Source organism: Azospirillum sp. OGB3 (genome assembly GCF_014192915.1).
In the GTDB taxonomy this organism is placed as follows: Bacteria; Pseudomonadota; Alphaproteobacteria; order Azospirillales; family Azospirillaceae; genus Azospirillum.
On record NZ_JACHYN010000006.1, the window covers coordinates 232340 to 259192 of the forward strand.

Consider the following 26853-nt stretch of genomic DNA (forward strand, 5'->3'; position numbering starts at 1 on the left):
GGCTCAGAACTCGATGCCCGGCTGGGCCTTGATGCCCGCCTGGAAGGGGTGCTTGACCAGCGTCATCTCGGTCACGAGGTCGGCGGCCTCGATCAGCTCCGGCTTGGCGGTGCGGCCGGTGACCAGCACATGCAAGCCCTCGCGCCGCCCGGTCAGCACGGGAAGCACCTCCTCCACCGGCAGATAGCCCATGCGCAGGACGATGTTCAGCTCGTCCAGCACGACGAGCCCGTATTTGGGGTCGGCCAACAGTTCCTGCGCCTTTGCCCAGGCGGCCTTGGCGGCAGCGATGTCGCGCTCGCGGTCCTGGGTCTCCCAGGTAAAGCCCTCGCCCATCGTGTAGAAGTCCACGAGGTCGTCGAAGCGCTCCAGCGCCACCGTCTCGCCGGTGGACCAGGCGCCCTTGACGAACTGCACCACGCCCACCCGCATGCCGTGCCCGGCAGCGCGCAGGATCAGGCCGAAGGCGGCGGTGGATTTGCCCTTGCCGTTGCCGGTGTTGACCATCAGCAGGCCCTTCTCCTGGGTCTTGCTGGCCATCACCCGGTCGTGCAGTGCCTTGCGCCGCTTCATCTTCTCGGCGTGGCGGGCGTTCTGATCGGCATCGTTCCGGTCGGCGTCTTCGGTCATGGTGTCTCTCCCTTCAGCAGCAGCGGCAGCCCGGCGGCGACGAAGGCCACCCGCTGGGCCATGGCGGCGATATCCTGATGCAGCCGCCCCGCATGGTCGCGGAAGCGGCGGGCCAGCGCGTTGTCCGGCACGATGCCCAGCCCCACCTCGTTGGAAACCAGCACCACCCGCCCCTCCACCGCCGCCAGGGCGGCCAGCAGCTCGGCGGAGCGGGCGGGCACGTCGGCATCGGCCATCATCAGGTTGGACAGCCACAGCGTCAGGCAGTCGACCAGCACGCCCGTCCCGACACCGGCGTGGCGACGCAGCGCGCCGGGCAGGTCGAGCGGTTCCTCCACCGTCGTCCAGCCAGGGCCGCGGTCCTCCTTGTGGCGGGCGACGCGGTCGGCCATCTCGGAGTCCCAGATCTGGGCGGTGGCGATGTAGACCCGCGGGCCGGGCGATGCGGTCACCAGCCCCTCGGCGTAGCGGCTCTTGCCGGAGCGGGCGCCGCCCAGGACGAGGGTGATGTCGGTGCTCATGACGGTCGGGCCACCTTGACGCTTGCGAGATGGACGCTTGCACGGAACCGGATGGTTAGCGCAGTTGGCGCCCCGGCGCAAACCGCCATGCCGGTTGTCCTCCCCCGCCACCCTCCCGTACCATCCGCCCGCCACCTTTCCTCCCGAACGAACCCGGAGCCGCCGACCGTGACCGCCCCCAACCGGCCCCGCCCGGCCCTGGCCCGCGCCGCAGCGTTTCTCCGCCGTCTCACCGGCAAGCTGTTCCGCCGCGGCGCGCCCGTCCCTCCGCCCCCGCCGAAACCGGTGCCGGTAACAGAGCGGATGGAATCCGGGGTCTTCACCGGCGACTCCGGCTCGCTCGCCTACCGCCTGTTCGTGCCGAAGGGAGCGGCGGCGGGACCGCGCCCGCTGCTGGTCATGCTGCACGGCTGCACCCAGTCGCCGGAGGACTTCGCCGTCGGAACCCGCATGAACCGGCTGGCCGAGGAGGCCGGCTGCCTCGTCCTCTACCCGGAGCAGGCCCCCGCGGCGAACGACAAGAAGTGCTGGAACTGGTTCAACCCCGACCACCAGCGCCGCGACCGCGGCGAACCGGCGCTGATCGCCGGAGCCACCCGGCAGGTCCTGGCGAAGCAGGGGGCCGACCCGCAGCGCGTCTACGTCGCCGGAATTTCGGCGGGCGGCTCCGCCGCGATGGTGTTGGCGACGACGCACCCCGACCTGTTCGCCGCGGTGGGCGTCCATTCCGGCCTGCCCTACGGCTCGGCCAGCGGCGTGCCCTCCGCCCTGCTGGCGATGAAGGCCGGCTCCTCGCCCGGTCAGCGCCCGGCGGCGGGGGCTCCGGTGGTTCCGGCCATCGTCTTCCACGGCGACGCGGACAAGGTCGTGCATCCGCGCAACGGCGACCATGTGATGGCCCAGGCCACCACCAACGCGGAGGGGCTGACCGCGCAGACCGAGGACGGACAGGCACCCGGCGGGCGCGGCTTCAAGCGCACCATGCACAAGGACCGCGATGGAGCGACGCTGTTCGAGCAGTGGATCGTCCACGGCAGCGGCCACGCCTGGTCCGGCGGCAGCCCGGACGGCACCTACACCGACCCACAGGGACCGGACGCCGCGCGGGAAATGCTGCGCTTCTTCCTGTCCCACCGGCACGCCGAGCCCGCAAAAAGCGCGTGAGTCCGTGGTTACCACTTTTGCACAGCCGAATTCGCACCACCCGTGCCATAAACTTCCTCAGCACCCACCAGCCCACCGATCCGCCCATGCGCGTCACCGCCCCCCGCCTCGCCGCTCTCGGTGCCCTCGCGTTGTGCCTGTCGGCGTCACCGACGGCCCAGGCCGCCAACGTCTCCGCCGGACAGGCCGAGGCGAAGGAGGCCGCCAAGTCGCTGGGCAACTGCACGCCTGCCAAGGTGGAGGTGATGAGCTACGTCACCGGCCGATCCGGCCAGACCGTGTTCAAGGTGGGCTGCACGGAGGACAAGGACACCTTCGTACTGGTGCAGTGCCGGTCGCGAATCTGCACGCTGCTGCGCTGATTCACGGCTTTTTAATGAGGTTCGCCTGGAATCGGACTCGAACACGGGACGGGGTGCAAGGGGTGATGAGGCTCGCTCAGTCAATCGCGATGGTGGCGCTGGCGGCCCTTCCGCTGGGCGCCTGCGGCGGGCCGATGATGGTTGCCAGCATCGGCGCCGATCTCGCCTCCGTCACCAGCACCAAGAAAACGCTCGGCGATCATGTGGTGTCCGCGGCGACCGGGCGCGACTGCTCGTCCGTGTCCTTCTCGGAAACCGGACAGTATTGCCCGGAGAAGGTCTACGTCGACCGCTCCCGCCTCTATTGCTACAAGACGCTGGCCGACGTGGATTGCCACCATATCCCCGATCCGCACCGCAACGGCCACACCGCCCTGGCGAGCCCGCCGCCGGACATCCGGCCGGAACCGCGGCAGCCGGGCTGGATCGAACGGATGATGACCGCGGCGGAGCAATAAGCCCGGCACTGCAAATCCGCGCGCCGGGCCTCAGCGCATCTTCTTCGCCACGAAGGCCTTGGCGAGGGTCATCATCGCCTTTTCATGGGTAACGCCGCCCTGCCCGCCCTTGCCGGCGGGAACCACCATGGTGGCTGACTTGACCGGAGCGGGCGACGCGGCGCGGCCGCGCGGCGCCGGCGCATCCTCACCGGGATCGCGGCCCAGGCGGCTCAGCACGTCGGCCAGCGCCTCCTTGCTCAGCGCCGAATCCGCGGAACCACGGGACCGGCCCGGCTGCGCGGGCGCCGACTGGCTTGGCGCCGAGGGGCGGATGCCCCGCTCGATCGCCGCGGCGGCGATGGCTTTCAGGAAAGGCTGCGAGATGCCCAGCAGGAGCTGCGGGTCCTCGGCCGCCCAGGCCATCAGCAGCTTCTGCGCGGTCGCCCGGCTCCCCTTGGCCGCCACCAGCGCGTCGCGCACCTTGCCGTCCACATAGGAATTCGCCATCGCCACACGCCTCCGACCGCCGCGGACACCCATCCGCGCAACAGGGCGACTCTCCGGCGGCAAGGGTTAACAAAGGGTTGCAAAGGCGGCTCTCCGAACGCGGCGGGACGCCCAACGGGCAGGGCGGTTGCGCGGCGGGGCGGGAATGGGGGATAGTGGGCCTATGCTGATCGAAACCTACGCCGACCTGATCTGCCCCTGGTGCTACATCGGAAAGCGGCGGCTCGCCCGCGCGCTGGCCGACCGGCCCCGCGTCCAGGTGGAATTGCGCTGGCAGCCCTTCCAGCTCAACCCGGACATGGCGCCGGGCGGCATGGAGCGCAGCGCCTATCTGGCGGCCAAGTTCGGCGGCACGGAGCGGGCCCGCCAGATTCATCTGGTGGTCGAGGAAACGGCGGAGCGCGACGGCCTGCCGCTGCGGCTGGATCGCATCCGGCGCACGCCCAACAGCTTCGACGGGCATCGGCTGATCCGCATCGCCGCCCGCCACGGGCTGGGCGACCGGATGGCCGACGCACTGTTCCACGCCTACTTCGTGGACGGTCTGGACATCGGCGACCGCGACACGCTGGCCGCGACCGCCGCCGGCCTGGGCTTCGATTTCGCAGAGATCAAAAATCTATTGAACGGCGATGCGGAGACCACGGCGGTCTTCAACGCCGACGCCACGGCGCGTCAGCTCGGCCTTCAGGCGGTGCCCTGCTACATCTTCAACCGGCGTTACGCGCTGTCCGGCGCGCAGGAGCCCGCCAGCTTCCTCCCGCTTCTCGACCTCGGGGTGGAGGAGCAGGAAGGCGTGACCGCGGCGGCCGATTGATGATCCGCGTGACTCCCCGCATCAGCCTGGACGAGAGCGAGCTTCAGGAAAGCTTCATCCGCGCCTCGGGCCCCGGCGGCCAGCACGTCAACAAGACGGACAGCGCGGTCCAGTTGCGCTTCGACGTGGCGGCCTCGCCGAACATCCCCGACGACGTGAAGGCACGGCTGGTCCGGCTGGCCGGTTCGCGCATGACGGCGGCGGGCGTGCTGATCATCGTCGGCGACACCTACCGCAGCCAACTGCGCAACCGCGAGGACGTGCGCGAGCGTCTGATCGACCTGATCCGCGACGCGACGGTGGTGCCGAAGAGCCGTCGCCCGACCAAGCCGACCCTTGGCTCCAAGAAGCGTCGCCTGGAGGCCAAGGGTCAGCGGTCCGACATCAAGCGTCTGCGCTCCGGCAAGCCGGAGGATTGACGCCGCTTAATACGTGGTCTTCTGCCTATTCAGCGAGATCATGTTCCCGCCATACTGGAACTCCGGCAGGTTGGCGAACTGGTCCTTGGTGAGCTGGGTCGCCACGAGGGCGTCCTGCTGCTGGTTGTAGCGGACGTTGTCGATGTCGAGCGCCACGTTCCGCCCGCCGATGCCCATGATGCCGCCGGTGGAGACCACGAGTTGGCTCGGACGGTTGCTGCGGTTGAACAGCACGTCCTCGACCTGCCCCACCTTCTGCCCGTCATAGGCGACGACCGACTTACCCAGCATGGCCTGCGGCTCGATCCGCGAGGCGGTCTGGAGCGATTGCTCGGACATCGGGCGGGATGCCTGCTCGCTTCCCCCACCGAACCAGCTCGACGTCTCGGCGCAGCCTCCCAAAGCCAAAAGCGCGACCGCCGACAGGACCGGAACAGCAACCTTACGCATAGCCCCCTCCTTCTGACGAGATAACCACGCGGGTTTAAACAGGCCGTCGACCGCAATCGTCACGGTGTCTTGCGGCGATCGCACCCGGTGCGCCGGAACGCGCCGCGTCCGGCCGCGTTCTGCACTCTCTCAACTCTCCCCCGAGGCTCCGCAGATCATGGCCGAAGACACCGCCCGCCGGTTGCAGGCCCGCCCCATTCCGGTGCCGAAGGCCGCCCCGCCCGCCTCCACCCAGACGACGCTGCTGGTCATCGCGCTGGTGGTGGCGACCCTGTATCTGGGAAGCGACATCCTGGTCCCCATCGCGCTGGCGGTGCTGCTGACCTTCGTCCTGGCGCCCATCGTCAGCCGGCTGGAGCGGCTGCGTCTGGGCCGGGTGCCCTCGGTGCTGGCGGTGGTGGTTCTGGTCTTCGCGGGCATCGCCGGCTTCGGCATGGTGGTCGGCGGGCAGATCGCCGACTTGGCCAATAACCTGCCCAGCTATCAGCAGAATGTGCATGCCAAGCTGGCCTCGCTGCGCTCCAGCGCCGCGTCGGCGGGCAGCGGCGGCGTCGTCCAGCAGGCCACCGAAGCCTTCCGCGACCTGAAGCAGGGGCTGGACCAAGTGACCGGCGATGGCGCGCCCGCCGCGCCCGCCAACGCCCTGCCCGCCCCCGGCGCCGCTCGGGAGCCGGTGCCGGTGCGGATCGAGCAGGACGGCTCCGACGCTCTGACCATCATCAGCGACGTGCTGGGGCCGGCCATGGCGCCGGTCGCCACGGCGGGCATGGTGCTGGTCTTCACCATCTTCATGCTGCTGCAACGGGAGGATCTGCGCGACCGGCTGATCCGGCTGGCCGGGTCCGGCGACCTCAGCCGCACGACGGAGGCGATGAACGACGCGGGCGAGCGGGTCAGCCGCTACCTGCTGATGCAATGCGTGGTCAACGTCACCTACGGCCTGCCCATCGGGATCGGGCTATGGCTGCTCGGCGTGCCCAACCCGCTGCTCTGGGGGATGCTGGCGACGGTGCTGCGCTTCATCCCTTTCCTGGGACCGGCGATCGCCGCGGCCTTCCCGATCCTGCTGTCCTTCGCGGTCGATGCGGGATGGACCCTGCCGCTGCTCTGCATCGCCCTGTTCGTGGCGGTGGAGCTGTTCTCCAACAACGTGGTGGAGCCCTGGCTCTACGGCTCCGCCACCGGCCTGTCGTCGCTGGCGATCATCGTGGCGGCGGTGTTCTGGACCACGCTGTGGGGACCGGTGGGCCTGCTGCTGGCGACGCCGCTGACCGTCTGCCTCGTGGTGCTGGGGCGGCACGTGCCGCAGCTTCATTTTCTGGAGGTGATGCTGGGCGACCGCCCGGTCCTGCCCGACGAGGCCAAGCTGTACCAGCGCCTGCTCGCCCGCGACCCCATCGAGGCCATGGAGATCGCTGAGGAGAGGATGAGCAAGGGCGGGCTGGTCGAGGCCGGTCACGGCCTGCTGATCCCCACACTGTCGCTGGCCGAACAGGATCGCCAGCGCAACCGCCTGAACCCGGAGGGACGGCAGGCGGTGGCCGAGGGCATGGTGGCGTTGCTGGACGAAATGATGGAAGCCTCCCCGCCTGCCGCGGAGGACACGCCGCTGGTGCTGTGCATCGGCGCCCGCAACGACCTGGACGAGGCGGCGGCGGCGCTGCTCGGCCATCTGCTGCGCCCGCGCGGGCTGCGCGCCGACGTGCTCCCCTGCGAGAAGGTGTCCGTCCGCTCCATCGCCGCGCTGGCGCCGACCGGGGTGTCGGCGGTGGTGCTGTCCTACCTGAACCCGTCCGCCCTGTCGCACGCCCGCCGGCTGGTGCGCCGGTTGCGCCTGCATTTCGGCCCCAACGTGCCCGTCCTCCTCTGCCTGTGGAGCGCCCACCCCGAAGCCGACGCGCCGGAGCACGCCGTCGCGCAGACCTCGGCCGACCGCGTCGCCACCAGCCTGACCGGCGCCGTCACGCAGTTGGAGGAGCTGGGCGTGCTCGCCGCCGTCGATGCGGAGAAGGCCCCGCAGGCGTGACGGTCAGGAGGACGCCACGACGGTGCAGACGCGCTTCAGCGCGTCGGCCGCGCGCTCCACATCCTCGTCGCGCACCAGCACGTAATCGGTGTCGTAGGTGGACATGGCGAAGATCGGCACCCGCGCCTGGGCCAGCGGCACTGCGATACGCGCCAGCACGCCGAACAGCGAGAAGTCCAGCGGCCCTTCCACCTTGAAGGCGCGCCAGCCGCGCTCCGCCGTCACGCCGTCCGGTACGCGGGACTCGCGGCAGAGGATCGACAGCTCCTCGCCCGTGCGGGTGGCGCTGACCAACGGGTCGGTCCAGTCGAGCCAGCCGGGCATCCCATCCCCCGGCGCCAGCCGCGCCACCGCCAGCCGGTCGGGCAGCACCGACAGGGTCAGCGGCTTGGTCTCCGGCAGCAGGGCGGCGTCCAGCGTGGCGCGGTCCACCTCGAACGGCTTGAGGATGCGCTTGGCCCTGGCTGCCAGCGACGGGATGCGCGAGCGCATGGCGCGACCCAGCATGTCCGCCGCGACCGGGCGAAGCTCCGGATCGTCCGCCGCCAGATCGACCATCGCCTGAAGCGCGGCGCTCTGCACGATCCGGCTGGCCCGGTTTTCGAACCAGCCCTCCAGAAGCGCCACCACCCGCTCGCGCTGCTCCCCGGTCAGGGTCAGGCGCGGCAGGATCGCCGCCAGATGCCAGCGCACCTCGGCCTGCTCGATCGCCGCCCCCTCGGTCAGCAGCCGGTCGGCGAAGGCGTCCAGCGGGCGGGCGTCGCCGCGCGACAGCCGGTCCAGGGCGTCGGCGGCGCGCATCCGCACCCCGGCGTCGCCGTCGAACAGGCAGGCGACCAGCTCCGGCAGGCGGGCGGGATCGGCGGCCACCGCCTCCGCCACCGTCGGAATGTTGCCGAAGGCCCGCCGGTCGCCACCGAGCGCCAGGGCCTTCGCCAGGCCCTTGTCCTTGGGCCCGATGTCCTTCGGACCGCTCTCCGTGCTCATCGCCTCAACGCCGCCCGAAGGGACGCGAGGGGATGTTCCGTCCGAACTTCGACCCGACCTTCAGCGCACTGGGGCGCGGCGGCGGAGGCGGCGGCGGAGGTGGAGGCGCCTCGCCCTTCGGCACGGCGCCGCCGCCGGCCATCTGAGCGAGATCGCTCATCAGCCGGTTGACGCCGCGCACCCGCTGGGCCTCGTCGGCCCATTCGCGGGTGTAGACCAGCTTGTGGTCGGGCCGCAGCTTCATCAGGCTGATCTGCTGGCTGATGTAGGTCAGCAGCTTGGCCGGTTCGGCGTAGCTGTTGTTGCGGAAGGTCAGCACGGCGCCCTTCGGCCCGGCGTCCACCCGCTCCACACCCGCCTGCCGGCAGAGCTGCTTGATGGTCACCACGTCCAGCAGGTTCTCCACCTCGCCCGGCAGCTTGCCGAAGCGGTCGATCAGCTCCGCCGCGAAGCCGTCGATCTCCGCCCGGTCTACCAGATCGGCGATGCGGCGGTAGAGCGACAGGCGCACCGTCAGGTCGGGGACATACTCCTCCGGGATCAGCACCGGCGTGCCAAGGTTGATCTGCGGGGTCCAGGGCTGGTCCTCCGCGCCGCTCGGCACCTGCCCGTCCATGTTGGCGCGGGCGTTGGCGACGGCCTCCTCCAGCATGTGCTGGTAGAGTTCCACGCCGACCTCCTTGACGTGGCCCGACTGCTCCTCGCCCAGAAGGTTGCCGGCGCCGCGGATGTCCATGTCGTGGCTGGCGAGCTGGAAGCCGGCGCCCAGGGAATCCAGCGTCTCGATGACGTGCAGCCGCTGCTGCGCCGTGCCGGTCAGCGGCTTGTTCGGCGCGTAGGTGAGGTAGGCGTAGCCGCGCACCTTCGACCGGCCGACACGCCCGCGGATCTGGTAGAGCTGGGCCAGGCCGAACATGTCCGCCCGGTGCACGATCAGCGTGTTGGCGTTGGGGATGTCGATGCCGCTCTCGATGATGTTGGTGGCGAGCAGCACCTCGAACTTGCCCTCGTCGAAGGCGGTCATCACCTCCTCCAGCTCGCTGGCCGGCATCTGGCCGTGGGCGGTGACGATCTTGACCTCGGGCACCAGCTCGCGCACCCGCTCGGCGACCTTGGGCAGGTCCTCGACACGGGGGCAGACGTAGAAGGTCTGGCCGCCCCGGTAATGCTCGCGCAGGATGGCCTCGCGCACCACCACGGGATCGTAGGGCAACACGAAGGTGCGCACCGCCAGACGGTCCACCGGCGGGGTGGCGATCAGCGACAGCTCGCGCACGCCGGACAGCGCCATCTGGAGCGTGCGCGGGATCGGCGTGGCGGTCAGCGTCAGGACGTGCACATCGGCGCGCAGCTCCTTCAGCCGCTCCTTCTGCTTCACGCCGAAATGCTGCTCCTCGTCGACGATGACCATGCCGAGCTGCTTGAACTGCACGCCCTTGCCGAGCAGCGCGTGGGTGCCGATCACGATGTCGGCGGTGCCCTCCGTCAGCTCCTGCTTGACCTTGGTCTGCTCCTTGGGCGTCACCATGCGGGAGAGCTGGACGATGCGCAACGGCAGCCCCGCGAAGCGGGTCGTGAAGGTCTTGAAATGCTGGCGCGCCAGAAGCGTGGTCGGCACCACCACGGCGACCTGCTGGCCGCTCATGGCGACGAGGAAGGCGGCGCGCAGCGCCACCTCGGTCTTGCCGAAGCCGACGTCGCCGCAGACCAGCCGGTCCATCGGGCGGCCCGAGCCGAGATCGGTGAAGACCTCCTCGATGACCTTCAACTGGTCGTCGGTCTCCGGGTAGGGGAAGCGGGCGGCGAACTCCTGATAGACGCCCTCCGGCGTGTAGACCGGGTCGGCCTTCTTCAGCATGCGCTCGGCGGCGATCTTCAGCAGCGCCTCGGCCATGTCCTTCAGGCGCTTCTTGACGCGGGCCTTGCGGCCCTGCCAGCCGGCCCCGCCCAGCTTGTCGAGCTGAGCGTGCGCGTCCTCCGACCCGTAGCGGGTCAGCACCTCGATGTTCTCGACGGGGACGTAGAGCTTGTCGCCGCCCTCGTAGATCAGCCGCAGGCAGTCGTGGGGGGCACCGGACACCTCAAGCGTCTCCAGCCCGTCGTAGCGCCCGATGCCGTGGTCCATGTGCACCACGAGGTCGCCCGAGGCCAGCGCCGTGTATTCGGCGATGAAGTTGGCGGCCTTGCGCTTCTTCTTCGCCGCCGGGCGGACGAGGCGGTCGCCGAGGATGTCCTGCTCGGTGATGACGGCCATGTCGGCGGAGGTGAAGCCGTGCTCCATCCCCAGCACGATCATGCCGATGATGTTGCGGTCGAAGCGGCGGACGTCCTCGATGCTCTCCGCCGGCTCCAGCCCCGGAATGCCGTGGTCGCCCAGCACCGTCATCAGACGGTCGCGGGAGCCCGCGGAATAGCCGGCCACCAGCACGCGCCGCCCGTCGGCCCGCAGGGCGCGGATGTGATCCTTCACCGCCTCGAAGACGTTGACGTCGGGCCGCGCCCGCTCCTCGGCGAAGTCGTGTCCGCGCCGACCGCCGGCGTCCAGCGTGCCCTTGATGCCCGGCGGCGTGCCGAAGGGCTGGAGCTGCGCCACGGCGTGGGCGGCGAACAGGTCGTCCCAGGCCTGCGCGTCGAGGAACATCATGCCGACCGGCACCGGCTTGTAGACCGGCGAGCCCGTCCGCTTCTCGATGACGATCATGCTCTCGCGGGAGGCGTGGAAGTCCACCACCTGCGCGATGCGCGAATCGCGCGCCTCCGTCGCCTGATGGTCCAGCGACAGGATGGCCTTGGGCATGTAGGCCAGCAGCGATTCCATCGTCTCGTGGAACAGCGGCAGCCAATGCTCCATGCCGCCGTACTTGCGCCCGGCGCTGATCGCCTCGTAGAGCGGGTCGTCGTCGGTGACGGCGCCGAACAGCTCGCGGTAGCCGGAGCGGAAACGGGCGATGCCGGCCTCGTCCAGGAAGACCTCGGACATCGGCTTCAGGTCGATGCCGTCGCGCTTGTCCGTGGTGCGCTGCGACATGGGGTCGAAGCTGCGCACGGCCTCCAGCTCGTCGCCGAACAGGTCGAGGCGCAGCGGCTCGTCGGTGCCCGGCGGGAACAGGTCAACGATGCCGCCGCGCACGGCGAACTCGCCCGGCTCGCGCACCGTCTGGGCGCGGGTGTAGCCGTTGCCGGCCAGATAGCGCTGAAGCTTCTCCAGGTCGATCCGGTCCCGCAGCTTCGCCGAGAACACCGCGTCGCGGAAGGCGGCGCGGGGCGGCACCTTCTGCACCATGGCGTTGACGGTGGTCAGCACGACCAGCGGCGCGGCGTCCGCCTTACGCGCGAGCAGGCGGGTCAGCGTGTCGATGCGCTTCGCCACGATGCCGCCGTTGGGCGACACCCGGTCGTAGGGCAGGCAGTCCCAGGCCGGGAAGACCTGCACCTCCAACGACGGCGCGAAGAAGGCCAGCGCCTCCGCCAACTGGGCGGCGCGGGTGTCGTCGAGCGCGACGTGGAGAAGTCCGGCGCTCCCCGCCCGCTTGGCGAGGTCGGCGAGGACGCGGGCGTCATGGCCGGCGGGGGCGCCGCCGACCAGAAGGCGGCCGGAGCGTCCCGGCTGCAACTGTTCGAAGCTGGGCAAGGATCGGGCCTCAGGACCCCTGACGGGGCGTGTAGCGGAACTTGGTCAACAGTTGCATGACGTCGGTGTCATGCTCGGCGGGCAACGGCTCGCGCCCGGCGTACCAGTTGTAGAGGTCGGGGTCGCTGAGTTCGAGCAGCGCCTCGTAGCGGTCGAGCTGCGCGTGGTCGAAATCCGGGACATGGGCGTCGGCGAAGCTGCCGATCAGCAGGTCCATCTCGCGCATGCCGCGGTGCCACGACCGGAAGCGCAGCCGCTTGCGCCGGTTTTCCAGGGATTCGCCGCTCTCGGACAGGGTGTTCTCGTCGCTCATGCCATCCACGCCAAAAAGCCCCGGCCCCGGAAGATAGGGGGCGGAGCGGTCCACATCCACCCCCGCATCCTGCACACCGGCACGCCCCCGCGCAAACCGAAATGCCGGACGATCCCCCGGAAGGAGCGTGATTCAGCGCGCCAGCCACGCCTCCAACCCGTCGCGCAGGTCGGCCCCCGGCGCCAGCCGGGCGAAGCGCTCGGTCTCCACCGCAAGCCCTTCGCCGATGGTCATGTTCAGCCCGCGCGTGACCGCCCCCAGGATGCCGGACACCGCCGCCGGGGAATGCCGGACGATCCGCCCGGCCAGTTCGAAGGCCGTCGGCAGCAGCGCGTCGTGGGGCACCACTTGGTTGACCAGCCCCACCGCCAGCGCCGTCGCCGGCGGGAAGGCGTCGCCGGTCAGCAGCCATTCTAGAGCCCGCTTGCGCCCGGCGTTGCGGGGAAGCCGCTGCGTCCCGCCGAAGGTCGGCATCATGCCGAGCTTGATTTCCGCCTTTGAGAAACTCGCCCGCTCGCTGGCAACCGCGAGGTGGGCGGCCTCCAGAATCTCGCAACCGCCGCCGTAGCAGATGCCGTTGACCGCGACGATGATGGGCTTGGGGAAGGACTCGATCCGCGCGCACAGGGTCTGGCCGGGCCGGAAGGCGCGCACCGCCGCCTCCGGTCCCCGCCGGACGGCCGGGGTGAACTCCGCGATGTCCGCCCCGGCGGAGAAGGCCCGCTCCCCGGCGCCGGTGACGATGATGGCCCGCACCGCCGCGTCGGCCTCCAGCGCGTCCAGCGTGTCGAGCATCGCGGCGGCCAGCGCCGTGCTGATGGCGTTCAGCTTGGCGGGGCGGTTCAGGGTGAGGGTGGCGATTCCCCCGGCGGTGACGCACAGCACTGGGTTGGGCACGGGGTTGGCGGGGTCGGCGTGTTTGGTCGTCAGGGGCATGGCGCGGTCCTTTGCCTTGCGTTTGGGATGCCCCACTGTCGAGCCCGAGCCACGCCCCTGACAAACGAGTACGCCGCGTTTTCGAGTGAGCAACGCTCACCTGAAACCTCGCCCCCGCCACGTCAAAGCGTCACCTTGACAGAATCGCGACAGTTGGTACACTGAACAGTCCCAGCCACTTTCGGTGGAGGTCGCCATGACCGACGGTTCGATCGGACGCCCAGAGCCTCTGATCCGCTCGGCCGGCGTGGTGGAGCGCACCGGCAGCGCGACCGACCGCAAGAAGCGGCGGCAGAATCGGCAGGACCTGCAACAGCAGGAGCGCGAGCAGCAAGAGCGCCGCGACCAGGACGAGGCCAACCACAAGCGCCGGCGCCTCTACGACCTGCTGTTCGACGAAATCGACGAGTTGGACACGCTGAACGCCGGGCAGCGGGCGCGCATCAAGCAGAATCTGCGCGCGCAGCTCGCCAACCGCCGCCCTCCGCCCCACCTCGCCCCCAACCTCGCCCAGCCGCCGCCGGCGGATGAGGACATCGAACGCATCGCGGCGGCGCTCCTCGAAAAGGCCGTCGCGGCCCAGTCGGTCGACCATGACCACATCGTCGGCATGGCGGTGCCGACGCACCCGGCGCTTCCGCCGGGGCAGAGCGCGGAGAATGTGGCCCTCGCCAATCAGCTCCGCGACTGCCTGGAACAGCGCACGACGACATCGCGGCGCGTTGCCGTGTATCTGCGCCTGCTTCTGACGCTTGAAGGCGCCTTCCGTCCGCATCTGGTGGTGGACGCCTGACCACAGTCCCACCGCGGGCGCGATGCGCGAATTCGGAGAAAGCCCCCCTCCGATGCGCCACTCAGGATGGTTGGACCATGCGGCACAATGGGCCTGTTGTTTCTCCGGCGGAGTCCGGGCGCGTTCCCGCGCCGTTCCCGCCGCGGAAAACCCGCTCCCGCAGGGAGGTTCCCCCGTGCCCGACACCCATCTCGCCACGCACGCCCAGCCGTCCGGCGACGCCCTTCGCCAAGCGCTCTCCACCCGTTTCCAGAAGATCCGCGCCCGCACCGCCGAACTCGCCGCCCCCCTGTCGCCGGAGGACCTGATGGTCCAGTCGGTCGCCGACGGCGCGCCGGCCAAATGGCACCTCGCCCACACGACGTGGCTGTTCGAAACCACCGTCCTGGTGCCCTGCAACCCCGGCTACCGCCCCTTCGATCCGGCTTTCCTGACCGTGTTCGCCGCGCGCGACGACCGCTTCGGCAGCCACCAGCTTCCCTCCCCCACCCTGCGCCTGCTCTCCCGGCCCAACGCGGCGGAGGTGATGCGCTACCGCGACCATGTGAACGCCGCGGTGCTGCATCTGCTGAACCAGGCCGACGAGGCGGAACTGCCGGAGATCGCCGACCGTGTGATCGTCGGCATCACCCACGAGCGGCGCCACCAGGAACGGCTGCTGACCCACATCAAGCACGCCTTCTGGAGCAACCCGCTGCGCCCCGCCTACGACCAGCCGCCGCAGGCCACGCCGGCCCCGCCGCAACCGGAACGCTGGGTCGAGCATGAGGGTGGCCTCGTCGCGATCGGGCGGACCGAGGCCGGCGCCGGTTTCGACCATGAGGGACCGCGCCACCGCGTCCATCTGGAGCCCTTCCGCCTCGCCGCCCTGCCGGTGTCCTGCGGCGCCTTTCGCGAGTTCATCGAGGACGGCGGATACGCCAAGCGCTCGCTCTGGCTCGCCGACGGCTGGGAGGCGGTGCAGACCGAGGGGTGGCAGGCCCCGCTCTACTGGGAGTGGCGCGACGGCGCGTGGCAGATCTTCACACTCTACGGTATGCGCGCGCTCGATCCCGCCGAACCGGTCTGCCATGTCAGCTGGTTCGAGGCCGACGCCTTCGCCCGCTGGGCCGGCAAACGCCTGCCGGACGAGGCCGAATGGGAAGCGCTCGCCTCCCGCTGCGACAGCATCGGCAACCTGCTGGGCACCGGCCACCGCCACCCGCGCCCCAGCACCTGCCACGGCGACGGCCCCTGGCAGCTGTTCGGCGACGTGTGGGAATGGACGCGCAGCCCCTTCACCCCCTATCCCGGCTACCGCTTGCCGGACGGGGTGGACGAAGCCGTCCATGGCCGCTTCATGATCAACCGCATGGTGCTGCGGGGCGGCAGCTGCGTCACCCCCTTCGACCACGCCAACCCGACGACCCGGCATTATCTGCGGCCGGAATCCCGCCTGTCCTTCACCGGCCTGCGGCTGGCCGAGGACAGCTGAGACATTGGAATCGTTTTAAACGGTGGCGCTGCACCGCAACAGGCTTTATAACCATAATTAAATTATGGCTTATGGAGCCTTTGATGTCCCTCGATTTGCCCCCGGTGTTCCGCCACCACGTCTTTTGTTGCGCCCAGCAGCGCCCGCCCGGCCACCCGCGCGGGAGCTGCGCGGCGAAGAACGCCCATCCGCTGTGGGAGCAGCTCGGCCAGCGCATCCAGGCCAAGGGGCTGCTCGACGTCGGCATGGCCTGGACCGGCTGCCTCGGCTTCTGCTCCGCCGGGCCGCTGATGGTGGTCTATCCGGAGGGGCTGTGGTACCGCCCGGAAACGCCCGCCGACATCGATGAGATCGTCGACTCGCACCTCGTCAACGACACACCGGTCGAACGGCTGGTGATGGTGCTGACCCGCTAAACGCAAAAGCCCCTCCGCGGCTCGGCCGGCGGAGGGGCTTTTTTTGGTGCGGAACGACGATGCTACTTGCGGAACAGGAACTCGCGGCCGACTTTCACGCGCTTCTCGCCGTCGTACTCGATGATGTCGGCGGTGGCGTAGGTCTCGGTCCAGCGCTCCGGCAGATAGCTGCCGGTGCCGATGATGTCGACGGGGGCGTTGGCCTCCGCCATCAGGCGGCACTTGGCCGGGCCGAAGCCGGAGCTGGCGACGATCTTCACCGCCGGGAATCCGGCCTCGTCCAGCTTCTCGCGCATGAAATGGATCGCCGCCGCCGACACGCCGGTGCCGATCAGATAGCGGAGCTGCGTCTCGTCGCGGTAGCCGCGGATGGAATGGGGCGCGTGCCGCTCCAGCACCGCGTAGGAGCCCGGCGGGTCCAGCCCCTCCAGGAAGCGCCCGCCGGGCGTGTCGAGCCGCACCGCCAGCTTGCCCTGCGCGGCGAGGCCGGGGAAGCGGCGGCAGACCTCCATCGCGTCGGTCACCTCGCGCCCGAAGTAATCGACCAGGACGGTCAGCGGCAGTTCGGGGAAGGTCTCGTGGAACATCTCCGCCGCCCGCACGGTCGATCCGGCGTAGCCGATCAGCGCGTGCGGCATCGTCCCCATGCCCTTCTTCTGGCCGAAGAAATGGGCGGTGGCGTCGGTGGCGTTGCCGATGAAGCCCTTGGCGCCGACCTTGCGCTTCGCCCGGTCCGACCCGACCGAGGCGGCGTAGGCCATCATCTCCTCCATCTCCGTGCCGGCGCAGTGGCGCGCCTCCATGGCGAGGAAGGCGGTCTTCGGCAGGTCGGCGCACATGGTGAAGGCGTTGTAGGCGCCGACGCAGGCGGGGCCGAGCTTCTGCAGGATGATCGTCTCGGTGTCGACCAGATGGTAGAAGGAGCCGGTGATGTAGAGGATCGGCTCGCCCGCGCCGACCCACTTTCCTTCCGGATAGTTCAGGACGATGTCGAGGTCAAACCCGCGCTCCCGCGCCACCGCCTCCAGCCATTCGATGGCGAGTCGCGGCGCGCAGACCACCGGGCGGCGCATGAAGATGGCGTAGGTGACCTTCTTGTCACCGAATTTCCCGACCGCCTCCTTGGTCCGCTTGAAGTAGGTGTCGGTCCATTCGGTGATGGCCGACGCGGGCGGATGGCTGGCGGGCGCGTGACTGGCCGGCGGCTGGTTCCTGGTCTCGTCCATGGCGATGTCCTTGTCTTCCCGCTCTTGCCCTTCGCGACGGTCACGTCCAGAGGCCGCCCCCACCGCGGGAACGGCGATCCGATAGAGAAACCAGCATTATACGCCCCGGCCCTCCGGTGGAAGAGGCTTCATCCGTCGGGGCCAACCGCCGCAAGCAACGGTGATTTACCAAAAATACGCTACGAAATCCGGCGCATTTCAAACACAAAGAAGCTGAGAAGAGATGCGCAGTTCCTTGCTGTAATGCGCTCTCACCAAAAAGTATAAAATACCTGTATTTGACGCCTTCCTTTTATCCATCCACCATACAGCCAAGAACAGGCGCCACTCCCCTTCGGCGCCGGAAAAAGCGACGAGGTCGGCATGAGCCGGACAATCCGCCAGAACACGCCGAACATTGCGGCGGCCCCCGCGACGGCAGGCCCCTCGACGCTCGACCGTCTCGGCCGCCGGGTGGTGGTCGGGCTTCTCTGCACCATGGCCGGCCTGGCCGCCGCGGGCACCGGCGGGGCCTTCCTGCTGAAGCCCGGCACGGCGCAGGCCGGGCGCGTGGTCGGTGATACGCTGCGGACCGCCGCCAACTACGCGCGCCTGCCGGCGATGATCTTCACGCTGAGCGACGGCGACCGGCTGCGCGAACTGCGGGTCCGCGTGGTGCTGGACATGGAGCCGACCGCCCCCGCCAAGACGGTGGAGAGCTACGGGCCGCGCATCGCCAGCGCCATGACCAACGTGATGCTGGACACCGACCCCGGCGAACTGCGCGGGCGCAACGGCGCCTTCTACGTCAAGGACGCGGTGATGCGCACCGCGAGCAAGGAACTCGGCGCGATGAAGATCCGGCAGGTGCTGGTCCAGGAACTCGTCATGCGCTGACCGAAGGCCAGCCCGCCGCCCCGATCCGGCGCCTCGGCGAACGCTCGACAGGCGTGCCGGAATGGGGAACACTCCTGTCCCGTTCGGATCGTGGGCCGCTAAGGCTCTTGGGATTGCAAGGAGACGGCCGTGGCCGAGTTCGATTTCGACCTTTTCACCATCGGTGCCGGCTCAGGCGGCGTCGCGGCCAGCCGGCGGGCCGCGTCCATGGGGGCCAAGGTCGCCATCTGCGAAGGCAGCCGGGTCGGCGGCACCTGCGTCATCCGCGGCTGTGTGCCCAAGAAGCTGCTGGTCTACGCCGCCCAGTTCCGCGACGCCTTCGAGGACTCCTGTTCCTACGGGTGGTCCACCACCACCCCGGCCTTCGACTGGGCGACGCTGATCGGCCGCAAGGACGCCGAGATCGACCGGCTGAACGGCATCTACATCAAGATGCTGGAGAACTCCGGGGTCACCCTGCACACCGGCTTCGGGCGGCTGATCGACCGCCACACGGTGGAGGTGGCGAACCAGCGCTACACCGCGAAGAACATCCTGGTCGCCACCGGCGGCTGGCCATCGCTGCCCAAGATTCCGGGGATCGAGCACGCCGTGACCTCCAACGAGGCGTTGCAGCTCGGCACCCTGCCCCACTCCGTCATCATCCTCGGCGGCGGTTACATCGCCGTGGAGTTCGCCGGGATCTTCCGGGGCCTGGGGGCCGAGGTCACAATCATGATCCGCGGTGAGGAGCTGCTGAACGGCTTCGACGACGACATCCGCGTCGCGCTGGCCCAGGAGATGCGCAAGCGCGGCATCACCATCCTCACCCGCACCCAGCCGGTGAAGGTCGAGGAGGGCCCCGGCGGCTTCACCGTCACCGACCAGCTCGGGCGGGAGCATTCCGCCGGCCTCGTCATGGCGGCGACCGGGCGCCGTCCGAACACGCGCGACCTCGGGCTGGAAGCCGCCGGCGTCGCGCTGGACGACGCCGGGGCGATCCGGGTGGACGAGTATTCGCGCACCAGCGTGGACAACATCTTCGCCGTCGGCGACGTGACCGACCGGATGGCCCTGACCCCCGTCGCCATCGCCGAGGGGCGCGCCTTCGTGGAGACGCTGTTCAACGACAACCCGACCAGCATCAGCTACGCCAACATCCCGACCGCCGTCTTCTCCATACCGCCGCTTGGCACCGTCGGCCTGACCGAGGCGGAGGCGCGGGCGAAATTCGCGACGGTGGACATCTACAAGGCCGGTTTCCGACCGATGAAGCACACCATGTCCGGCCGCGACGAGCGCGTCCTGATGAAGCTGGTCGTGGACGGCGAGAGCCAGCGCGTGCTCGGCTGCCACATGATGGGCATGGATGCGCCGGAAATCGTCCAGGGGCTGGGCATCGCCCTGAACTGCGGCGCCACAAAGAGAGATTTCGACCGCACCATCGCCCTCCACCCCTCTACCGCGGAAGAGTTCGTCCTGATGCGCGAGAAGGTGTCCTGACGATCGGACCTAAAACCAAAGGTCAGGAGCCTGATTTCCTGGAACGCTTCTAAGAAGCCTGTGTTGAGGGCACACGACGATGGCGGCGGCGATCACGGCGGCGGTCCAGCACCACCGCGGAAGCCGCCGCCTCCCATCCTTCATCCAGGCTCCGGGAGGGCTCCTACGCATGTTCATGCACAACAAGAACCTGATGTACACGGTCCGCGTCGCTGAACCGGACCCGAAGCTGGCCAGCCTGATGCTGGAACAGTTCGGCGGTCCCCAGGGCGAATTGGCGGCGGCCTTGCGCTACTTCACGCAGGGCCTTTCCGACGAGGACCCGGGCCGCAAGGACATGCTGATCGACATCGCGACCGAGGAACTGAGCCATCTGGAGATCATCGGCAGCATCGTCGCCATGCTGACCAAGGGCGTGAAGGGCAAGCTGGCCGAAGGCGCGGAGGAGGTCACCGACCTCTACGCCGACATCGCCAAGGGCAACGGCAGCCACACGCTGGCCCTGCTCTACGGCGGCGGCCCGGCGCTGACCAACTCCGCGGGACAGCTGTGGACCGGCGGCTACATCGACAGCATCGGCGAGCCGACCGCCGACCTGCGCTCCAACATCGCCGCGGAATCGCGGGCCAAGATCATCTATGAGCGCCTCATCAACATCACCCCGGACCCGGGCGTGAAGGACGCGCTGACCTTCCTGATGACCCGCGAGGTCGCCCACCAGAAGATGTTCGAGAAGGCGCTCTACTCGATCGAGAACAACTTCCCGCCGGGCAAGCTGCCGGGCAACCCGGAATACACCGACAAGTACTACAACATGAGCCAGGGCGACGGCGACATGCGCGGCCCGTGGAACCAGGGCGAGCAGTGGGAGTTCGTCAACGTCACCCCCGACCAGGCCCCGGTCAGCGGCGGCGACGGCAACCCCTCGGTCCGGCTGGCGGCGGAGGAGATGAAGGCCGTCAACGAGGCCGCCAAGCGCACCATGTCGCGCACCGACGTGAACCCGGTGACGGGTGCCGACCTCGGCGCCGGCCCCGGTTCCGGCAAGATGACCCCGGTCAAGTAACCCCTACCGCCCGATTCCCCTCCCCCGCCCAGCGGGGGAGGGTCAGGGTGGGGGCACGTGTCACGTTCCGGCCTTCACCACCGCCTCGTCCCGCCTTGGCCGCGTCATCAGCCACAGCAGAACCAGCAACCCCGGCACCGCCCCGCCGGTGGACAGCAGGAAGAAGCTGCTCCAGTCCATCCGTTCCGCAAGCCAGCCCGACGACGCGCCGAACAGGTCCCCGCCCAGCTTGTAGAAACTGCTGAGCAGCGCGTATTGCGTGGCCGTGTAGGCGGTGTTGCACAGGCTCGACAGGTAAGCGACGAAGGCCGCCGTCGCGATGCCGCCGCAGACATTCTCCAGCGCCACCGTCACCGCCAGCGCCGACAGGTCGTGCCCGACCTGCGCCAGCATGACGTAGCCGAGGTTCGACAGCATCTGCATCAGCCCGCCGACCAGCAGCCCGCGCAGCACGCCGATGCGCCCGACCAGCACGCCGCCGATCAGCCCGCCGATGATCGTCGCCCACAGGCCGAACAGCTTGGTGACGTTGGCGATCTCCGTCTTCTCGAAGCCGAGATCGACGTAGAAGGGCGCCGACATCACCCCCGCCAGCACGTCCCCCAGCTTGTAGCAGGCGATGAACAGCAGGATCGCGGCCCAGGCCGGACGCGTCATGAACTCCACGAAGGGCGCCACGACGGCGCCGTAGACCCAGGCCAGCAGGTCCGCCTTCCAACCCGTCAGGTGCGGGCGCGCGGCCAGCCAGTCGGCCACATGCCGCTCCCGCGCCTTGGACTCCGCGGTGTCCGCGACCTTCGGCTCGCGGTTCAGCAGGATCGTCACCATGCCGACCGCGACCAGCCCGGCCATGACGTAGTAGGCGACGTGCCAGCCGAAGAACTCCGCCAAGTACAAGGCCCCTGCCCCCGCCGCCAGCATGCCGAAGCGGTAGCCGAGCACGAGGATGGCGGCACCGGCGGCCTGCTGGTGCTCCTCCAGAACCTCGACGCGGTAGGCGTCGACCACGATGTCCTGGCTGGCCGAGAAGAAGGCGACGACCACGGCCAGCATGGCGGTCCACCACAGGTCGGTGACCGGGTTGGTGCTGCCCAGCCCGATCAGGGCCGCCATCAGCCCGGCCTGCGCCACCAGCGCCCAGCCGCGCCGCCGCCCGAACAGACGGGTCATCACCGGCAGGCGCAGCCGGTCGATCAGCGGCGCCCAGACGAACTTGAGCGCGTAGGGCATGGTGACCAGAGCGAACAGGCCGATGGCCGTCTTGCTGACGCCGCCCTCGCGCAGCCAGATCGACAGGGTGGACCCGGTCAGCGCCAGCGGCAGCCCTTCGGCAAAACCGAGGAACAGAATGGCCAGAACACGCCGGTCAAGATAGACGGAGACCGCCTGACCCCAGGAGGATGGTTTCACCCGCTCAACCCTTCCACACACCTGCGTAACCGTCTGTATAAGCCCCGGCCGGACGCCCCGGCCAGCGCGCTTTTTCGGGCGCCGTGCCGCATCATCCATTGCGGAAGTTGCGGTCGAAACTATGGAAAAATTTCCCGGCGACCGCTATACAGAGTACCCCTCCAGCCGTCATCCGGCCGGCCGGGGAACCCTTAGCACAAGGAAAGAGCGGGCGTCATGGTTGAGCGTTGGTCCCCCGACAGCTGGAGGTCGAAGCCGGCGAAGCAGCTTCCGACCTATCCGGACCCGTCCAAGGTCGAAGCGGTCGAGCAGCGCCTGTCCTCCTATCCCCCGTTGGTCTTTGCGGGCGAGGCACGCCGGCTGAAGGACAGCCTCGCCGCCGCCGCCGCCGGCAACGCCTTCCTGCTGCAGGGCGGCGACTGCGCGGAGAGCTTCGCGGAGTTCCACCCGAACAACATCCGCGACACCTTCCGCGTGCTGCTGCAGATGGCCGTCGTGCTGACCTTCGGCGCCGCCATCCCGGTGGTGAAGGTTGGCCGCATGGCCGGGCAGTTCGCCAAGCCGCGCTCCGCCGACACCGAGGTGCTGGAGGGGATCGAGCTTCCGTCCTACCGCGGCGACATCATCAACGGCTTCGACTTCACGCCGGACGCCCGCGTTCCCGACCCGGAGCGCATGATGCAGGCCTACACCCAGGCCGCCGCCACGCTCAACCTGCTGCGCGCCTTCTCCCAGGGCGGCTACGCCGACCTGCACAAGGTCCATCAGTGGACGCTGGGCTTCGTCGAGCGCTCCCCCGCCGGTGAGCAGTTCCGCGAGATCGCCAACCGGCTGGACGAGACGCTGGGCTTCATGGCGGCCTGCGGCATCACCGCCCAGACCACCCCGCAGATCCGCGAGACCGAGTTCTTCACCAGCCACGAGGCGCTCCTGCTGCCGTTCGAGCAGGCGATGACCCGCGTCGACAGCACCACCGGCGACTGGTACGACGTGTCGGCCCACATGCTGTGGATCGGCGACCGCACCCGCCAGCCGGACGGCGCGCATGTCGAATTCCTGCGCGGCGTGAAGAACCCTATCGGCCTGAAGTGCGGCCCGACGACCGACCCGGACGAGCTGATCCGCCTGATCGACCTGCTCAACCCGACCAACGAGCCGGGCCGCCTGACCCTGATCGTCCGCATGGGCGCCGACAAGGTGGCGGAGAAGTTCCCGCCCCTGCTGCGCAAGGTGCAGCGCGAGGGCCGTGTCGTCGTCTGGTCGAGCGACCCGATGCACGGCAACACCGTCAAGTCCTCCAGCGGCTACAAGACCCGCCCGGTGGAGAAGGTGCTGTCGGAGGCGCGCGACTTCTTTGCGGTCCACGAGGCCGAGGGCACCCACGCCGGCGGCGTCCATTTCGAGCTGACCGGCCAGGACGTGACGGAGTGCACGGGCGGCGCCCAGGCGATCACCGATCACAAGCTGGCGCTGCGCTACCACACCGCCTGCGACCCGCGGCTGAACGCCAGCCAAGCGCTGGAGTTGGCCTTCCTGCTGGCCGAGGAGTTGAAGCGCGCCCGCCTGAAGCGCGACGCCGACCGCCGCGCGGCGGCGGAGTAAGGCGTTTCCCTGGGGGTCCGACTGCCCCCACCCTGACCCTCCCCCGCTGTCGCAGGGGAGGGAACTGCCGCTTCGCGATAAGCACCCTCCCCTGCAAAGCGGAGGAGGGCCGGGGTGGGGGCAAGCGGCGCCAGCAGCCTCCTACCGCACCACCATCCGCTCCAGCAGCACCTCGCGCACCCGGACGGCCTGCGCCTCCCGCTTCATCACGCTCGCCACGGTGCTCTTGATCAGATTGGCGCCCTCGGCCCCGCTCAGCTGGCTTGGCTCGATCTGGCGCAGCCGATCGGCCATCTGGTCGGCAATGCGGGGGACGAAGGGCGTGGCCGGGTTCGGGGCACCGGTGGGCTCGATCTCCAGCAGCACGCGGATGTCCACTTGGCGCGCGTCGCTGCCGCCCAGCGTGAAGGTCATCGTCGGCAAGGACGCGTAGGTCTTCTGCGCCTTGCGGTCGCCGCCGCTTCGGGCGCCGGGCTTGCCGGACACCACGGTCCAGGTGCCCAGGGCGGCAAGCAGGACCAGGGCCACCGCGACGAGGACAGGCATCAACGACACCGATTCCCCATCGGAGCGCCGCAGCAGGAACCGCACCGGGCCGCCTTTCCCCCATCATTCCCCTGATGGGGCATGGGCATATTTAACGATGATTTATCCTAGATAAAAAAACGGGGCCGGTCAAAGCGCGTCGCGCGACCAGCCCCGCTTTTTTACTTGAAATCAGCGTCCGGCCTTCAGCCGCCGATGCCGCCCATGCACAAATACTTGATTTCCAAGTAATCCTCGATGCCGTACTTGGAACCCTCGCGGCCGATGCCGCTTTCCTTCATGCCGCCGAAGGGGGCGACCTCGGTGGAGATGATGCCCTCGTTGATGCCGACGATGCCATATTCCAGCGCCTCCGCCACCCGCCAGACGCGGCCGATGTCGCGGCTGTAGAAGTAGGCGGCCAAACCGAACTCGGTGGCGTTGGCCATGCGCACGGCCTCCTCCTCCGTCTCGAAGCGGAACAGTGGGGCAACCGGGCCGAAGGTCTCCTCGCGCGCCACCTTCATCGCCGGGGTGACGTCGGCAAGGATGGTCGGCTCGAAGAAGCTGCCGCCCAGCTCATGCCGCTTGCCGCCCAGCACCACGCGGGCACCCTTCTCCGTGGCGTCGCGGATGTGGTCCTCGACCTTCTCCACCGCGGCCATGTCGATCAGCGGCCCCTGCTGCGCCCCTTCCGTGGTCAGGCCGGGGCCGACCTTCAGCGCCTTCACCGCCTCGGCCAGCTTGGCCGCGAAGGCATCGTAGACTCCGGACTGCACCAGCAGCCGGTTCGCACAGACGCAGGTCTGGCCCGTGTTGCGGTACTTCGACGCGATGGCGCCCTTCACCGCCTCGTCGAGGTCGGCGTCGTCGAAGACCAGGAAGGGCGCGTTGCCGCCCAGCTCCAGAGACACCTTCTTCACCGTGCCGGCGCATTGGGCCATCAGCTCCTTGCCGATCTCGGTGGAGCCGGTGAAGGTCAGCTTGCGCACCGTCGGGTTGCCGGTCATCTCGCCGCCGATGGCGCGGGCGGAGCCGGTGACGACGCTGAGGATGCCCGCCGGAATGCCCGCCCGCTCCGCAAGCACCGCCATGGCCAGCGCGGTCAGCGGGGTGGCGGTCGCCGGCTTGATGACCATCGGGCAGCCGGCGGCCAGCGCCGGACCGGCCTTGCGGGTGATCATCGCCGCCGGGAAGTTCCACGGCGTGATGGCGGCGGTGACGCCGATCGGCTCCTTCGTCACGACGATGCGGCGGCCCGGCAGATGCTGCGGGATGGTGTCGCCGTAGACGCGCTTGCCCTCCTCGGCGAACCATTCGATGAAGGACGCGGCGTAGGCCACCTCGCCCCGCGCCTCGGCGAGCGGCTTGCCCTGCTCCGCCGTCATGATGCGGGCGAGATCCTCCTGGTTCGCCATCATCAGGTCGAACCATGTCCGCAGAATCTTCGCGCGCTCCTTGGCGGTCAGGGCGCTCCAAGCCGGCCAAGCGCGCTCGGCGGCGTCGATCGCCCGGCGCGTCTCGTCCGCGCCCATCATCGGCACGCTGCCCAGGACGCTGCCGTCGGCGGGGTTGGTCACCTCCACGGACTTGCCGCTGTCGGCGTCGATCCACCGGCCATCGACAAAGCCCTGGAATCGCAGCAGCTCGGCGTCCTTCAGCCCAAGGCGGCGGGCGGTGTCCACGGAATCATACGGCATGGTGCCTTCCTTCCCTCGTTTCTTGCGCGCGGCCGCGCGTCCGGCCGCGTGTGCGGCAGAGAGTATAGGACACCATGCCCGCTCTGCGATCCTTCGCGTGGCGGGGGCAGACGTGCGGACCGGGGATGGAACGCCGGCGGTTAGGCCGGAAGGACCGGCACGTTGTCGATCAGGCGGGCCTTGCCCATCCAGGCGGCGGCCAGAAGGCGCGCCGGACGCTCCGCCCGGGCCACCGGTTCCAGCGTGTCGGCGTCGCGCAGCTCGACATAGTCGATGGAGCCGAATCCGGCGGCGGTGATGCGCGCCCGAACCGACTCCAGCACCGCGGCGGCCTCCGCGCCACCGGCCAGCCCCGCCGCGGCCTCAAGGAGCGCGCGGTTCAGCTCCGGGGCGCGGGCGCGCTCGTCGGCGGACAGGTAGGCGTTGCGCGAGGACATGGCGAGCCCGTCGGCCTCGCGCACCGTCGGCAGCCCCTCCACCCGCACCGGGATGTCGAGGTCGCGGGCGAAGCGGCGGATGACCATGAGCTGCTGATAGTCCTTCTCCCCGAACACCGCCACGTCGGGTTGGGCCTGGAGGAACAGCTTCGTCACGACCAGCGCGACGCCGCCGAACATCTGGGGCCGGAAGGTGCCGCACAGCCCCTCCGCCGGGCCGCCGACCGAAATGGCCGTGGCGAAGCCCTCCGGGTACATCGCGCGCACCGTGGGGGCATAGAGCAGATGGCAGCCCGCCGAGGCGAGCTTGCGCGAATCCCCGGCCTCGTCGCGCGGGTAGCGGTCGAAGTCCTCGTGCGGCGCGAATTGGGTCGGGTTGACGAAGACGCTGGCGACCACCCGGTCGGCCAGTTCACGCGCGCGGCGCACCAAAGCGAGATGGCCGTCGTGCAGCGCCCCCATGGTCGGCACCAGGGCCACCGTCCTGCCGTCGCGATGCCAGGCGGCAACCTGGGCGCGGAGGTCGTCCACGCTGCGGACGACCGGCAGGGGCTGTTCCGACTCCGGCAGGCGGGCGGCGGCGAGGGAGGTCATGGCGGGTGCTCCACAGGCGTCATAAACGGCGCTGGGATAAACCGCCGGG

General features: G+C 69.4%; 26 protein-coding genes. 13 read left to right on the plus strand and 13 right to left on the minus strand.

The features are described 5' to 3' along the window. Positions 1–3: 3 nt before the first annotated feature. Both cobO and cobU read right to left on the minus strand, forming a co-directional pair. Positions 4–630, minus strand: coding sequence for a cob(I)yrinic acid a,c-diamide adenosyltransferase (cobO, locus tag FHW79_RS15210; protein ID WP_183179701.1), 627 nt, complete (start codon positions 628–630; stop codon positions 4–6). Then, positions 627–1151 (minus strand): bifunctional adenosylcobinamide kinase/adenosylcobinamide-phosphate guanylyltransferase, encoded by a 525-nt coding sequence (cobU, locus tag FHW79_RS15215; RefSeq protein ID WP_183179702.1) that lies wholly within the window; start codon positions 1149–1151, stop codon positions 627–629. The genes cobO and cobU overlap by 4 nt, the downstream gene beginning before the upstream one ends. Positions 1152–1319: 168 nt before the next feature. Here cobU and FHW79_RS15220 point away from each other — a divergent pair, with 168 nt between their 5' ends. The 3 genes from FHW79_RS15220 (at position 1320) to FHW79_RS15230 (ending at position 3135) form a co-directional block, all read left to right on the plus strand. Beyond that, positions 1320–2315 carry a PHB depolymerase family esterase gene (locus FHW79_RS15220; protein ID WP_348984165.1) on the plus strand — a complete coding sequence of 332 codons (996 nt, stop codon included), beginning with the start codon at positions 1320–1322 and terminating at the stop codon, positions 2313–2315. 86 nt (positions 2316–2401) lie between these two features. Then, a complete protein-coding gene (locus tag FHW79_RS15225) occupies positions 2402–2677 on the plus strand; it encodes a hypothetical protein (RefSeq protein ID WP_183179704.1) in 276 nt (91 codons plus the stop codon). A 65-nt stretch (positions 2678–2742) separates the two neighbouring features. Next, complete coding sequence (locus tag FHW79_RS15230) at positions 2743–3135, plus strand: hypothetical protein (RefSeq protein WP_183179705.1); 393 nt, start codon at positions 2743–2745, stop codon at positions 3133–3135. A 30-nt stretch (positions 3136–3165) separates the two neighbouring features. Here the strand turns inward: FHW79_RS15230 and FHW79_RS15235 are convergent, their stop codons facing one another. Beyond that, on the minus strand, positions 3166–3624 hold the full coding sequence (locus tag FHW79_RS15235; protein WP_183179706.1) for a hypothetical protein: 459 nt from the start codon (positions 3622–3624) through the stop codon (positions 3166–3168). Positions 3625–3787: 163 nt separating this feature from the next. Here FHW79_RS15235 and FHW79_RS15240 point away from each other — a divergent pair, with 163 nt between their 5' ends. Together FHW79_RS15240 and arfB are read left to right on the plus strand one after the other, a co-directional pair. Beyond that, positions 3788–4441, plus strand: coding sequence for a DsbA family oxidoreductase (locus FHW79_RS15240; protein WP_183179707.1), 654 nt, complete (start codon positions 3788–3790; stop codon positions 4439–4441). Then, entirely contained in the window at positions 4441–4860 is a 420-nt protein-coding gene (gene arfB / locus FHW79_RS15245) for an alternative ribosome rescue aminoacyl-tRNA hydrolase ArfB (RefSeq protein ID WP_014240675.1), read from the plus strand. The genes FHW79_RS15240 and arfB overlap by 1 nt, the downstream gene beginning before the upstream one ends. 6 nt (positions 4861–4866) lie before the next feature. On the opposite strand, the gene FHW79_RS15250 is transcribed toward arfB, so the two are convergent. After that, positions 4867–5310 (minus strand): PRC-barrel domain-containing protein, encoded by a 444-nt coding sequence (locus tag FHW79_RS15250; RefSeq protein WP_183179708.1) that lies wholly within the window; start codon positions 5308–5310, stop codon positions 4867–4869. A 157-nt stretch (positions 5311–5467) separates the two neighbouring features. Between FHW79_RS15250 and FHW79_RS15255 the strand changes: the two genes are divergently transcribed. Then, positions 5468–7336, plus strand: a complete 1869-nt coding sequence (locus tag FHW79_RS15255) for an AI-2E family transporter (protein ID WP_183179709.1) — start codon at positions 5468–5470, stop codon at positions 7334–7336. Positions 7337–7339: 3 nt separating this feature from the next. On the opposite strand, the gene FHW79_RS32380 is transcribed toward FHW79_RS15255, so the two are convergent. From FHW79_RS32380 to FHW79_RS15275, 4 genes are all read right to left on the minus strand, one after another. Further along, positions 7340–8323, minus strand: a complete 984-nt coding sequence (locus tag FHW79_RS32380; protein ID WP_211108291.1) for an ACT domain-containing protein — start codon at positions 8321–8323, stop codon at positions 7340–7342. Positions 8324–8327: 4 nt separating this feature from the next. Continuing rightward, complete coding sequence (gene mfd, locus FHW79_RS15265; protein WP_183179710.1) at positions 8328–11954, minus strand: transcription-repair coupling factor; 3627 nt, start codon at positions 11952–11954, stop codon at positions 8328–8330. Between the two features lie 10 nt (positions 11955–11964). After that, a complete protein-coding gene (locus FHW79_RS15270; protein ID WP_038530795.1) occupies positions 11965–12267 on the minus strand; it encodes a succinate dehydrogenase assembly factor 2 in 303 nt (100 codons plus the stop codon). 132 nt (positions 12268–12399) lie between these two features. Continuing rightward, positions 12400–13203, minus strand: a complete 804-nt coding sequence (locus tag FHW79_RS15275) for a crotonase/enoyl-CoA hydratase family protein (RefSeq protein ID WP_183179711.1) — start codon at positions 13201–13203, stop codon at positions 12400–12402. 196 nt (positions 13204–13399) lie between these two features. Here FHW79_RS15275 and FHW79_RS15280 point away from each other — a divergent pair, with 196 nt between their 5' ends. From FHW79_RS15280 to FHW79_RS15290, 3 genes are all read left to right on the plus strand, one after another. Beyond that, positions 13400–13996 carry a hypothetical protein gene (locus FHW79_RS15280; RefSeq protein WP_211108292.1) on the plus strand — a complete coding sequence of 199 codons (597 nt, stop codon included), beginning with the start codon at positions 13400–13402 and terminating at the stop codon, positions 13994–13996. A gap of 175 nt (positions 13997–14171) precedes the next feature. After that, positions 14172–15470: an ergothioneine biosynthesis protein EgtB gene (gene egtB, locus FHW79_RS15285; protein WP_183179713.1), complete on the plus strand. Its 1299-nt coding sequence runs from the start codon at positions 14172–14174 to the stop codon at positions 15468–15470. Positions 15471–15553: 83 nt separating this feature from the next. Further along, positions 15554–15886, plus strand: a complete 333-nt coding sequence (locus FHW79_RS15290) for a (2Fe-2S) ferredoxin domain-containing protein (protein ID WP_183179714.1) — start codon at positions 15554–15556, stop codon at positions 15884–15886. Positions 15887–15948: 62 nt separating this feature from the next. On the opposite strand, the gene FHW79_RS15295 is transcribed toward FHW79_RS15290, so the two are convergent. After that, positions 15949–17112 (minus strand): nicotinate phosphoribosyltransferase, encoded by a 1164-nt coding sequence (locus FHW79_RS15295; protein ID WP_145625986.1) that lies wholly within the window; start codon positions 17110–17112, stop codon positions 15949–15951. Between the two features lie 363 nt (positions 17113–17475). On the opposite strand from FHW79_RS15295, the gene FHW79_RS15300 reads away from it, so the two are divergent. The 3 genes from FHW79_RS15300 to FHW79_RS15310 all read left to right on the plus strand — a co-directional run bounded on the left by FHW79_RS15300 (position 17476) and on the right by FHW79_RS15310 (position 20536). Then, entirely contained in the window at positions 17476–17988 is a 513-nt protein-coding gene (locus FHW79_RS15300) for a flagellar basal body-associated FliL family protein (RefSeq protein ID WP_183179715.1), read from the plus strand. 129 nt (positions 17989–18117) lie between these two features. Beyond that, on the plus strand, positions 18118–19470 hold the full coding sequence (gor, locus tag FHW79_RS15305; protein WP_183179716.1) for a glutathione-disulfide reductase: 1353 nt from the start codon (positions 18118–18120) through the stop codon (positions 19468–19470). 169 nt (positions 19471–19639) lie between these two features. Further along, entirely contained in the window at positions 19640–20536 is an 897-nt protein-coding gene (locus FHW79_RS15310; protein WP_114856907.1) for a manganese catalase family protein, read from the plus strand. A 60-nt stretch (positions 20537–20596) separates the two neighbouring features. Here the strand turns inward: FHW79_RS15310 and FHW79_RS15315 are convergent, their stop codons facing one another. Continuing rightward, positions 20597–21946, minus strand: coding sequence for an AmpG family muropeptide MFS transporter (locus tag FHW79_RS15315; RefSeq protein WP_183179717.1), 1350 nt, complete (start codon positions 21944–21946; stop codon positions 20597–20599). A 216-nt stretch (positions 21947–22162) separates the two neighbouring features. Between FHW79_RS15315 and FHW79_RS15320 the strand changes: the two genes are divergently transcribed. Next, positions 22163–23548, plus strand: a complete 1386-nt coding sequence (locus tag FHW79_RS15320) for a 3-deoxy-7-phosphoheptulonate synthase class II (protein ID WP_109068280.1) — start codon at positions 22163–22165, stop codon at positions 23546–23548. Positions 23549–23689: 141 nt separating this feature from the next. Here the strand turns inward: FHW79_RS15320 and FHW79_RS15325 are convergent, their stop codons facing one another. The 3 genes from FHW79_RS15325 to panC form a co-directional block, all read right to left on the minus strand. Then, positions 23690–24094, minus strand: coding sequence for a flagellar basal body-associated FliL family protein (locus tag FHW79_RS15325; protein WP_211108293.1), 405 nt, complete (start codon positions 24092–24094; stop codon positions 23690–23692). Positions 24095–24279: 185 nt separating this feature from the next. After that, on the minus strand, positions 24280–25773 hold the full coding sequence (gene gabD, locus FHW79_RS15330; RefSeq protein WP_247884391.1) for an NADP-dependent succinate-semialdehyde dehydrogenase: 1494 nt from the start codon (positions 25771–25773) through the stop codon (positions 24280–24282). 140 nt (positions 25774–25913) lie between these two features. After that, positions 25914–26804, minus strand: a complete 891-nt coding sequence (gene panC, locus FHW79_RS15335) for a pantoate--beta-alanine ligase (protein WP_183179719.1) — start codon at positions 26802–26804, stop codon at positions 25914–25916. Positions 26805–26853 lie beyond the last annotated feature (49 nt).

What these genes read in the sequence shown, in the direction of transcription:
- cobO (WP_183179701.1), bottom strand. Translation starts at nt 630, where the DNA reads ATGACCGAAGACGCCGACCGGAACGATGCCGATCAGAACGCCCGCCAC.
- cobU (WP_183179702.1), bottom strand. Translation starts at nt 1,151, where the DNA reads ATGAGCACCGACATCACCCTCGTCCTGGGCGGCGCCCGCTCCGGCAAG.
- FHW79_RS15225 (WP_183179704.1), top strand. Translation starts at nt 2,402, where the DNA reads ATGCGCGTCACCGCCCCCCGCCTCGCCGCTCTCGGTGCCCTCGCGTTG.
- FHW79_RS15230 (WP_183179705.1), top strand. Translation starts at nt 2,743, where the DNA reads ATGAGGCTCGCTCAGTCAATCGCGATGGTGGCGCTGGCGGCCCTTCCG.
- FHW79_RS15235 (WP_183179706.1), bottom strand. Translation starts at nt 3,624, where the DNA reads ATGGCGAATTCCTATGTGGACGGCAAGGTGCGCGACGCGCTGGTGGCG.
- FHW79_RS15240 (WP_183179707.1), top strand. Translation starts at nt 3,788, where the DNA reads ATGCTGATCGAAACCTACGCCGACCTGATCTGCCCCTGGTGCTACATC.
- arfB (WP_014240675.1), top strand. Translation starts at nt 4,441, where the DNA reads ATGATCCGCGTGACTCCCCGCATCAGCCTGGACGAGAGCGAGCTTCAG.
- FHW79_RS15250 (WP_183179708.1), bottom strand. Translation starts at nt 5,310, where the DNA reads ATGCGTAAGGTTGCTGTTCCGGTCCTGTCGGCGGTCGCGCTTTTGGCT.
- FHW79_RS15255 (WP_183179709.1), top strand. Translation starts at nt 5,468, where the DNA reads ATGGCCGAAGACACCGCCCGCCGGTTGCAGGCCCGCCCCATTCCGGTG.
- FHW79_RS32380 (WP_211108291.1), bottom strand. Translation starts at nt 8,323, where the DNA reads ATGAGCACGGAGAGCGGTCCGAAGGACATCGGGCCCAAGGACAAGGGC.
- FHW79_RS15270 (WP_038530795.1), bottom strand. Translation starts at nt 12,267, where the DNA reads ATGAGCGACGAGAACACCCTGTCCGAGAGCGGCGAATCCCTGGAAAAC.
- FHW79_RS15275 (WP_183179711.1), bottom strand. Translation starts at nt 13,203, where the DNA reads ATGCCCCTGACGACCAAACACGCCGACCCCGCCAACCCCGTGCCCAAC.
- FHW79_RS15280 (WP_211108292.1), top strand. Translation starts at nt 13,400, where the DNA reads ATGACCGACGGTTCGATCGGACGCCCAGAGCCTCTGATCCGCTCGGCC.
- FHW79_RS15290 (WP_183179714.1), top strand. Translation starts at nt 15,554, where the DNA reads ATGTCCCTCGATTTGCCCCCGGTGTTCCGCCACCACGTCTTTTGTTGC.
- FHW79_RS15295 (WP_145625986.1), bottom strand. Translation starts at nt 17,112, where the DNA reads ATGGACGAGACCAGGAACCAGCCGCCGGCCAGTCACGCGCCCGCCAGC.
- FHW79_RS15300 (WP_183179715.1), top strand. Translation starts at nt 17,476, where the DNA reads ATGAGCCGGACAATCCGCCAGAACACGCCGAACATTGCGGCGGCCCCC.
- FHW79_RS15310 (WP_114856907.1), top strand. Translation starts at nt 19,640, where the DNA reads ATGTTCATGCACAACAAGAACCTGATGTACACGGTCCGCGTCGCTGAA.
- FHW79_RS15320 (WP_109068280.1), top strand. Translation starts at nt 22,163, where the DNA reads ATGGTTGAGCGTTGGTCCCCCGACAGCTGGAGGTCGAAGCCGGCGAAG.
- FHW79_RS15325 (WP_211108293.1), bottom strand. Translation starts at nt 24,094, where the DNA reads ATGCCTGTCCTCGTCGCGGTGGCCCTGGTCCTGCTTGCCGCCCTGGGC.
- gabD (WP_247884391.1), bottom strand. Translation starts at nt 25,773, where the DNA reads ATGCCGTATGATTCCGTGGACACCGCCCGCCGCCTTGGGCTGAAGGAC.
- panC (WP_183179719.1), bottom strand. Translation starts at nt 26,804, where the DNA reads ATGACCTCCCTCGCCGCCGCCCGCCTGCCGGAGTCGGAACAGCCCCTG.